Origin of the sequence: Streptomyces sp. NPDC058240, assembly GCF_042882135.1 — a bacterium.
Classification (GTDB): domain Bacteria; phylum Actinomycetota; class Actinomycetes; order Streptomycetales; family Streptomycetaceae; genus Streptomyces.
The window spans coordinates 8,170-17,120 of record NZ_JBHVWT010000079.1 but is presented as its reverse complement, the minus strand read 5'-3'; the positions used below and the strand labels follow the sequence as shown (position 1 = coordinate 17,120).

8 protein-coding genes and 1 pseudogene are annotated in these 8,951 nt (G+C 67.6%); 5 read left to right on the top strand and 4 right to left on the bottom strand.

All coding sequences use genetic code 11. The features are described 5' to 3' along the window. Positions 1 to 169: 169 nt before the first annotated feature. The 4 genes and pseudogenes from ACFVX4_RS39735 to ACFVX4_RS39720 form a co-directional block, all read right to left on the bottom strand. The gene (locus ACFVX4_RS39735; RefSeq protein ID WP_389987674.1) at positions 170 to 913 is read right to left on the bottom strand and encodes an SDR family NAD(P)-dependent oxidoreductase; all 744 of its coding nucleotides are present in this window, start codon (positions 911 to 913) and stop codon (positions 170 to 172) included. 963 nt (positions 914 to 1,876) lie between these two features. After that, on the bottom strand, positions 1,877 to 2,782 hold the full coding sequence (locus ACFVX4_RS39730; RefSeq protein WP_389987671.1) for an aminoglycoside phosphotransferase family protein: 906 nt from the start codon (positions 2,780 to 2,782) through the stop codon (positions 1,877 to 1,879). Between the two features lie 460 nt (positions 2,783 to 3,242). Beyond that, positions 3,243 to 3,407 (bottom strand): hypothetical protein, encoded by a 165-nt coding sequence (locus ACFVX4_RS39725; protein ID WP_389987668.1) that lies wholly within the window; start codon positions 3,405 to 3,407, stop codon positions 3,243 to 3,245. A 129-nt stretch (positions 3,408 to 3,536) separates the two neighbouring features. After that, a pseudogene (locus tag ACFVX4_RS39720) lies at positions 3,537 to 4,010 on the bottom strand (DUF4232 domain-containing protein); the annotation flags it as partial. Positions 4,011 to 4,860: 850 nt separating this feature from the next. Here ACFVX4_RS39720 and ACFVX4_RS39715 point away from each other — a divergent pair. From ACFVX4_RS39715 to ACFVX4_RS39695, 5 genes are read left to right on the top strand one after another with little or no spacing between them, the layout of a single operon-like run. Continuing rightward, positions 4,861 to 6,117, top strand: coding sequence for a sensor histidine kinase (locus tag ACFVX4_RS39715; RefSeq protein WP_389987665.1), 1,257 nt, complete (start codon positions 4,861 to 4,863; stop codon positions 6,115 to 6,117). Positions 6,118 to 6,119: 2 nt separating this feature from the next. Continuing rightward, positions 6,120 to 6,551: a roadblock/LC7 domain-containing protein gene (locus tag ACFVX4_RS39710; protein WP_331749558.1), complete on the top strand. Its 432-nt coding sequence runs from the start codon at positions 6,120 to 6,122 to the stop codon at positions 6,549 to 6,551. Further along, positions 6,548 to 6,931, top strand: a complete 384-nt coding sequence (locus ACFVX4_RS39705; protein ID WP_331748816.1) for a DUF742 domain-containing protein — start codon at positions 6,548 to 6,550, stop codon at positions 6,929 to 6,931. Before ACFVX4_RS39710 ends, ACFVX4_RS39705 begins: the two co-directional genes overlap by 4 nt. Further along, positions 6,903 to 7,523 carry an ATP/GTP-binding protein gene (locus ACFVX4_RS39700; protein ID WP_385322864.1) on the top strand — a complete coding sequence of 207 codons (621 nt, stop codon included), beginning with the start codon at positions 6,903 to 6,905 and terminating at the stop codon, positions 7,521 to 7,523. The genes ACFVX4_RS39705 and ACFVX4_RS39700 overlap by 29 nt, the downstream gene beginning before the upstream one ends. Further along, the gene (locus tag ACFVX4_RS39695) at positions 7,520 to 8,812 is read left to right on the top strand and encodes a cytochrome P450 (RefSeq protein WP_389987661.1); all 1,293 of its coding nucleotides are present in this window, start codon (positions 7,520 to 7,522) and stop codon (positions 8,810 to 8,812) included. Before ACFVX4_RS39700 ends, ACFVX4_RS39695 begins: the two co-directional genes overlap by 4 nt. Positions 8,813 to 8,951: the final 139 nt, after the last annotated feature.

Sequence of the window (8,951 nt, the reverse complement as noted above, 5' to 3'; positions counted from 1 at the left end):
CCAGCACGACAGGACTCTCCGATCAGCCCCGATACGCCTGTGCCACACGTTCCAGCGACAGCAAACGTGGCATCACGTCACATACCGCCCTCTGAGAGGGCCGCCGTGCGTGATGGTCTCCTCGGATAGGGGACCTGTCAGTGGGGCCGCCCAGTGTGCGAGCCAGGGTTCAGATGGCGGTGCGGCCGCCATCGACGGCGACGGTCGCGCCGGTGACGTAGCTGGCCTTCGACGAGGCGAGGAAAGCGACGACCTCGGCAATCTCGGCAGGCTCGGCCGCGCGCTTCATCGCTGTGGTTTCGGCGATCGCGTCGAACAGCTCGCGGGCCGCGCCCCGGGTGTAGACCGGGCCGGGGGCAACGGTGTTGAAGCGGACGCCACGGCCGCTGTACTCAGCCGTCCAGCTCTGCGTCAGTGATGCCAGCGCGGCCTTGGTCGCGCCGTACGCGGCAGCGTTGGCCAAGCCGAGGCTGCCGGCCATGCTGCCGATGTTGATCACGCTGCCCGATCCCTTCGCCGCCATCGCCGGGACGAACGCGGCCACGAGGAAGAACGCCGCGCGGACATTGCCGGCGAACATCGCGTCGTAGTCGGAGACCTTCATCTCCTCGGTCGGTGCCCAGACGGCATGTCCGGCGTTGTTGACCAGGACGTCGATCTCGCCGACCTCTGCGGCGAGCCGGTCGATGCCGACCGGGTCCTCCAGGTCCGCCGCGACGAATCGGGCGTGGCCGTCGGCTGTGGTGATCTCGTCGACGGTCTCGGCGCCGCGCTGGGCGTTGCGGCCGGCCACGACGACGGACATTCCGTCGGCGGCCAGCCGCTTGGCGACCGCCCGGCCGATGCCGGACGTGGCCCCGGTGACCAGGGCAGTGAGGGGGTGCGGGTCGAGGTTTGCGCGCTCCGCAGACATGGGGATGCACCTTTCGGCTGGCCGGGGCAGCGCACGCCCGACAGGCGTGAACCCCGATGCGCGGCCCCGTGGGTCCTACCCTCCACTGTCCCTGCCACAGCAGGCTCCAGCACCTGCGGCTACTCCGTCTCGGGGTGCCGCACAGCCGTCTTCACGGTCTTCTCGACCTCGTACCGTTGGGATGCAGACCGCCCCCTCGCGCCATGCCCGCCACCGTGCCGCCTGAGCGGCAGGCTTCCCAACCCACTCCCACGATGGCCTACCGGTCACCCGGCAGCCACCTTGCCCGCCAACTCTGACACTCGGGCCGCCAGCCTGGTCGAGCACCTCTGCCGCGACCGTGGTGAAGACCTTCGCATCCCCGGCGATCGCCTGCGTGGCAGCTTCGGACAACGCGCGGTGCACCCCGGGGTCGGCCGCAGCCAGCCGCCGCGACGTGCCGGCGTCGGTCTCGTAGGAGGGCGGGTGCACTTCCCGGAGGCGCACACCACGTAGACACGCGAGAGTCTGTTGCACCCCACTTGGCGGGACGCCATCCTGATCGCCGTTCCTAAGAGCGTGAACGAGCTGGAAGGCTTCATCGGTCAGCGCTCTCGGATTCGCCGCCACCACCAACGACGCGCCGTCCACGCGCACGTTGGGGCAGGATCCATTGCAGCGGGACACATCTCCGCAGCCCTCAGGACGGCGCTGACGGGGGCGTGGTGGTCAAGCTCGGCACGTGGCTCGACAGCGTCAGGAAACGGGCCGGGAAGCTCGCTGGGTGGCGCCGGGCGGATCCGGATGCGCTCGGCATGCGCTGGTAGGGGGCACGTGGTGCCCGCCCAGGCTTTCCCCGCAGGCCGCTGTTGTCGGGCAGAGTTCCGCTCGTGGGCGCGGCCGCCGCGCCATTCGGTCCAGTGGGGGTCGTCGAGCACGGTGCCGGGGGCGTGGATGCCGACGGTTTCGAGGAAGGCGAACAGGTCACGCGGGCGATTTGTCCGCCAGGACGCGTTCCAAGGACCGTTGACCCATCCGACTCATGGCCGGGTTGCTTTCGACGTAGTACCAGACCAACCCCATCGCTTGAACGAAAGCCCACGCCTTGCCTCGCTCCCATTCAAGGTCGTCGCAACCCAGGTGATCGCGGAGCACCCGCCGCGGCCCAGCCTCGAGCAAATGCCACGCGCTCACCAGATCCAGAGAAGGGTCAGCCGGCCCGAAGCCGCCGACGTCAAGAATCCCCGCAAGCCGACCGGCGGACACGAGCACGTTGCCCGGAATCAGATCACCATGGGCCATGACGTCCTCAGCTGCACCTCGCGGCAGATCGCGCAATGTTGCCCAGATGCGGCGAAGCCGAGGGACATCCATGAGTTGCTCACTGTGCCTGAAACAGGTCTCCATCCATGCGTCATGGGATTGCATGTCGCCTCCTCGACCTGTGCCGGCAAACGTGCGGCCACGCGTGTCGATCGCGCGTAGATCGCCGATGAGATCGGCCAAGTCGCGGGCAAACGCAGACGATTCCCCTGGGTCCTCGTTGACGGCCACGATCCCGGGCAGCCATGTCTGCACCGACCACGGAAGCGGGTAGCCTGCCCCGGGTTCACCAAGCGCGACCGGCTCGGGCGTAGGGAAACGCGTGCGGCCTACCAGCTCGCGAGCCGCTTCCACTTCGGCCTCCAGCCAGCCCCGCGTCGACTCGACGTCTGCGGACTCAAGAGGGAATCGAGCTGCGAACCGATCGCCGATGCGGAAGATAGCGTTGACCGTTCCCTGCGCAGCGATGCTCCTGACTGGCAGGCTCCGCCACTCAGGAAACTGCTGGTCTACCAACGTGCGCACCGTCTCGCGTGACACCGTCAGCTGGTTTGCGTGCATCTTCATGGTGGAAGCATCCGCGTCACGATCTTCACCAGCAACCCGCTTTCTCGTCGCGCAACCTGACCGTTGCGTCGAGGGCAGCCTCGTGTCCGCGTGGATGAAGAGAGCTGCGCTGAGCGATCGGGATCGGGATGGGCGGGAGCTCGCGGACCGCTCCGCCGCCCTGCCGCCCGAGGCCGTGATCGAGGCGGTGGACCGGCGGCGCGGGGCGAGCAGTGGAGTGCGGTGCTGGAGGACCTGACCCGTCGCCACTGCGGCTGAGACGGCGCCTCACAGGCTCATAGCCTCATCGCTCACCGCGTCTGGCTGGGAATCGGCCTGCGCGCATCACAGACCTCACAGGCTCGGGCTGACGTCACACCAGGCACGTGACACCGGCGCGGGCGGAACCGGGGCCGGCCTTCTGGCAACGCGGGTGGATACACGTTGCCGCCCGGGTGGATACCGGTGGATACGGCCGTGGCTACGATGCGAAACGCCCCGCCCCCGGCAGCAGTTGCGATGCCGGGGTCGGGGCGTTGTCACCAGGTGGCTGTCCGATCCAGACGATGTCCAGCACGGACAGGTGCCACAGGGCGCGGTTCGCGAAGAAGACGACCGACAGCTGGCCGACGGACGCGATCCGCACGTCCTCGCCCTCCGGGTCGCCTTCTCTGTCAAGTTCAGCGTGTTGGGAGCCGGAGGGGGCTTCGCAATCCGCATGGGCGGGTACTCGGGCAGCGGCACGGTGCGGCCTGAGGAGCCTGGGACGTGCGGGTCAGCAGCCCTGACCGGCGCTCCCCATCGGGCCGACCTTCACCGGGGAGCCGGAGCCGTCCGTGACGGGCAGCGTGTCGGCGCCAGGCCAGTCGAGGGTGACCGACTTCGTCTCGTCCGACGGGGTCACCACCAGCCCCATGATGCGGACGCCGGAGCCGCCCGACTTGTTGATCGGGTAGTTGATGCCGAAGTACACCGACTCCCCGTCCTTGAGGATGGCCGGGGTGGCCTTCTCACCCGTGCGCTTCGCGGACAGCGACCCCGCGCTGGTCTTCAGGTCGACGCCCGCGTACCCGGAGAGCACGCAGTCCCGGCCGCCGCCGTTCTTCAGCCGCACCACGACGGTCCCATCGGAGTCGCCGTCGATGGTGCTGTCCGCCGCCGTGATCTCCAGCTCGTCGGTGCGGCACTTGCCGACCTTGCCGTTCTCGTTGGAACCGGTCCCGGCAGCCGTACCCTTCCTGGCCGAGTCCTGCCCGCCGCAGTCCTTCCCAGCGCGCCCGGTGTCCACTCCCAGGGATCAACCTCACTCGCGCCACTCACCCTGGCCTTCGAGCACCTGACCGCCGCCGCGTTGCGCACCGAGGCCACCGGAGGGTGCGCTCGGCGAGCTGCCGGGGAGTGCCATTGTCTACGCCGTGCGCGATCGGCGAGAACCCAGCAAGCAAAGATCGTCCGGTTCGTAACTGCGCGGGCTCACCAGGGCCGCGTATACAGATCAACTCCAGTAAGCTGATCACGTTTTAGGAAGTGGCAAGGCCGCGAGTCGACTGCGTGCGACGGCGGGAAGCACCAGATGTAGCTGGCGTTCGCAGTCCTCAACGGAGCTCCGATGCACCTGTTCATTCGCGTTCTCGGCGAGCTCCGCCCTGCGACCGTTTCCTGGGCCGGGAGTTGCGCGAGGGCTGGCCGGACGGCCGACGCTGCCCATGGGGATCGCGCCGCTGGAGCCCTGGCCGGCTCGGGCGATTCACCGGGCCCCGGCTCGGCCTCGCAGCCGTTTGTCTGCGGTGGTACTTCTTCGCCCTGCACGAACGGTCCACGCACTATTCGCGAATTGCCACATTGTTTCTCCTGTCCGCCAGTTCTCCGGAGGCCGCACTCACCACCCCTACGGGGGAGTGAACCGCTGCGCCGTTCTTCGAAGGCTCGACCGACCCCTAGGACCACCCTCCGTGACCTTGTCCTCAAAAATCGCCCTTGCCCTCGGCGTCTTGTCTCTCCTCCTAGCAGTCTGGGCGCTGCTCCTGGCACGCTCGCGCCGCACACACATACGACGGGGCAAAGAGTTGTCCGCGGAGGCGCAGGCCGCCAATTCCCGTATGCAGGCTGCCGAGGGCCGCGCCCGGACCGAGGTGCAGAACAGGCAGGCCGCAGAGGCCCGCGCGAAGGAACTCAATACCCGCGAGGCGGAGCTTCTCGACGAGGTGCGTCACCTCGTCTCCGATCGGCTTCCCGCTCTCGCACTGCACCTGATCAGCTCTCATCACCCCGTTCCCGGACTGCTGCACAAGAGCCTTGCGGGGTCCGAGGCTGCGCAGCTCCTCGACGCCCTGCCCGAAGCTGTTTCTGGCATTGTCCTCAAGGAAAGGCGCCGCATCGACGCCGCTGCTAGGGCTGCCCTGCGTGGCGCAACTCAGGAGTCCCAGGCCCTTTCCTACCGGTTGCAGACGAATATCGTGGGTCTGCAGCACGAGTTCAGCGCGCCGCCCCGTCTGACGCAGAGCCTGCTTGAGTCCGACCACATCAATGAGCAGAACCTGCGCCTCACGCAGAGATCCGCCATCGTGTGCGGAGGCTGGCCGGGTCACGTCCGCAAGGACACCTACGTGAGCGAGGTCGTCAGTGGCGCCTCCTCCCGACTGCGCGGCTTCGACCGCATCAACATCGTTTCTCGGCTGGGCCTTTCCAACATCGGCGTGGTCGGGCGTGCGGCCGAGCCCGTTGCGGTGATCTGCGCCGAGCTGATGGCCAACGCGCTGGAACACTCCCGTGACGACCTCATGGTGGACGTCGGCTTGATCCAGACCGGCAACGGCAGTGTGTGCATCACGATCGACGACGCCGGCAAGGGCATGACCTCGGAAGCGCTCGCCCGCGGCCGAAGTCTGATATCGGGTGAACAGCAGGAGGTGATGCTCCTCGAGCTCGGCGATCCGCCGTCCATGGGCTTCGCCGCCATCGGCCGTCTCGTCGCCGACTACGGCCTCCATGTCTCCATCGACACTTCCTCTCCCTATGGCGGGGTGCGCGCTGTGGTGTCCGTTCCCGAGAACTTGCTGACCTCGATCGACGAAAACGCCACACCTCCGTCGGTCATGGCTCCCCAACCTGCCGTGGCGCCCCAGGCCCACAAGCGGCCCGCCGCTGCCGACTCGCCCACACACTCGCCCGCGCCGACCGGCGCGGCCGCGCTGCCGCAGCGCCGCCGCCGTTTCTCGGCGACAGCCACCAATGATGAGGCCGCCGCCGCAGCGCCCCGCCCCTTGAACCCGGAAGACACCGGTGCCATGTGGAGCGATTTCCAAAGTGGCCTCACCGGCGACCGGTCCGTCACCGATTCGGAGTCAACACTGTGACCATGCCTGAAGCCCACGAAGAGACCGGCCCGTCCGCCTGGGTCCTGAAGCCCATCACCGAAATCCGTGGTGTCCGGCACGCCCTGACCATGACTCTCGACGGGATGGTCCAGGCCATCTCCGAGGATCTCACCAAGGACGAGGCAGACGGCATCGGTGCGATGACCGCCGCGCTGCACTCCGCCTCCCGCGCCGCCACCAACGCCGTTCTGGGAGCCCCTCGAAGCACTCCGCTCAAGACCGTCACCTCACACAACGACCGCGGTATCTACATGGTCATGCCGGTCGGCGAAGGAACCAACACCCTGATCGCGGCAGCGGGCGATGAGGACATGCCCATGGGGGTGGTCGCGGCCACCATGGCCCGCCAGGCAATGAAACTCGGAGAACAGATCATGTCCGTTCCCGCCCGTACCAGCGACGGGGCGTCATGAGCCGCGGCCAGGAACAGCGACGGCTGCTGCCGGCCTACCTTGCGACCGGAACCAGCCCCGGCGCCGGCCTCTCGGGCACCCTCGATTCGCTGGCAGCTCTGCGTGCCAGTGGTCTGCCCCTCGCCAGGTACCACACTGCGGTGCACCAGCGCGTGATCGAGCTGCTGACCGGTGGATCTCTCACCGTCGTCGAACTGGCCGGCTATCTCGGCCTCCCGGTCAGCGTGACTCTGGTGCTCGCCGAACAACTTGTCAGTGACGGTCAGTTAAAAGCCAGCGTTCCGATTCCGGACGCTCTGCGCGCGTCGAACGATGGCCGACCGTCGAAAGAAGTCCTGGAAGAGGTTCTGAGTGGACTCCACGCTCTCCTTGCCGCCTAGCTCGCCTCCCGTCTACCTGCCTGAGGGGGAACACCGAAGGATCAAGATCCTCGTTGCCGGCCCGCTCGGTATCGGTAAAACGACTGTGGTCAAGTCGCTGTCGCAGATTCCGACACTGCACACCGACGAGGTCATGACGAACGCGGCGGTCGCTACCGATGACCTCAGTCACGATGTCCTGCGTGACAAAACCACCACCACGGTCGCCATCGACTTCGGCCGTCTGACCCTGCCGGGCGACAAATACGTTCTGTACCTGTACGGAACTCCCGGGCAGCGCCGCTTCCTTCCTCTCTGGGAAGGCATCGCGGTCGGAGCACTCGGTGCCCTCGTCCTGGTCGACACCCGGCGGCTCAAGGACTCCTGGGAGGTGATGGAACTCATCGAGGAGCGCGGTTTGCCGTACGCCGTCGCTGTCAATGTCTTCCCTGACTCACCCAAGTACGACTTGGCGCTCATCCGTTCGAAGCTCGACCTCGCCCCGGAGACTCCACTGGTCACCTGTGACGCACGAGAGAAGAACAGCGGCCTGCACGCCCTCGCCCAACTGACCGCCCATTCCATATCCGTTGCCGGAGTCAAAGCCTCGTGACGCTCACACCAGCCGAAGCACCCGTGTCCCTGCATGGGGCCGAACACGCCGCGAACCCGCAGCGCAGCTATGAACTGCTGCGCCGACAGGGACCGGTCGGCGTAGCCGAAGTGGCCCCCGGTGTCGTGGTCAACCTGGTCACCGACTACCGGGCCGCCCTCGACCTCCTCCAGGACGCCGATACGTGGACCAAGGACACCCGGGGCTGGCTGCCGCAGGTGCCGGAGGACAGCCCGATCCGGCCCCTGGTGGAGTGGCGGCCGAGTCTGTTCTTCGCCGACGGCGAGGCACACGCGCACCTGCGACGTGTGATCACGGACAGCTTCGGTCTCCTGGATCCCAGTGATGTGCGCGCCCTGACATTCCGCTTCGCCGACACGCTGCTCCAGGAATTCGCCGATACCGGGACGGTCGACCTCGTCCGCCAGTACGCGCAGCAGCTGCCCCTGATGGTCTTCAATGCTCTGTTCGGTATGCCGGACGAGGAGGGCCGGCGGCTTGTGTGGGCGCTCGGGGCGATGATGGACAACGATCCGGAGACACAGGCAGTGGGCGGGCAGTCGTTCGGCGCCTACCTCGAAACGCTCTACGGGACCAAGGCGGCACAGCGTGGCCACGATTTGACCTCCTGGTTCATCGATCATCCCAATGGGCTGAGCCAGGAAGAGGCCGTCCACCAGATCCTCATCACCCTCGGGGCCGGAAACGAGCCGCTGGGCAACCTCATTGCCAACACGCTCGTCCGCATGCTCAGCGACGACCGCTATTTCGGCACGCTGACCACCGGGAGCCTGCCCATCCAGCACGCCATCGATGACGCGCTGTGGCACGACGCGCCGCTGGCCAACTTCAGCGTCCACTTCCCCAAGAAGGACGTGACCTTCCACGGTGCTCGCATCCCCGCAGGCTCGCCCGTCATGGTGTCGTACGCCGCCGCCAACACCTGCCCCCACTCGGGCATGCCGGCGGACGGCTACCGCTCCGGGAACAAGGCGCACCTGGCCTTCGCGGCAGGGCCCCATGCGTGTCCCGCCCGTGACGTCGCCACGCTGATTGCCACCGCCGCCATCGAGAGGCTGCTGACCTACCTGCCGGACATCGAACTGGACGTTCCCGCCGACAAGCTGACGTACCGCCCTGGGGCTGTCCACCGGACGCTCACCGCGCTCCCGGCCCGGTTCACCCCGTTGACCCCCGACGCCGACGGGGCCACTCCCTGGAGCCGGAGCCCCTCCTGCCCCGAGCGGGACACGCCGTCGGCCCCGACGTCAGGCAGGTCTGAGGCGTAGAAGCCGTATCACCTGCCGTCGATCGTCGCGTGGGGGGGGGGGGGTGGGGTGGGGCAAAGGGGGGGCAGGAAAAGGGAAGGTGGGGGAGGGAACCGGGGTCGCCCGTCCCCCCCCCACGGCCGGTACGCGGTGCGCGGGT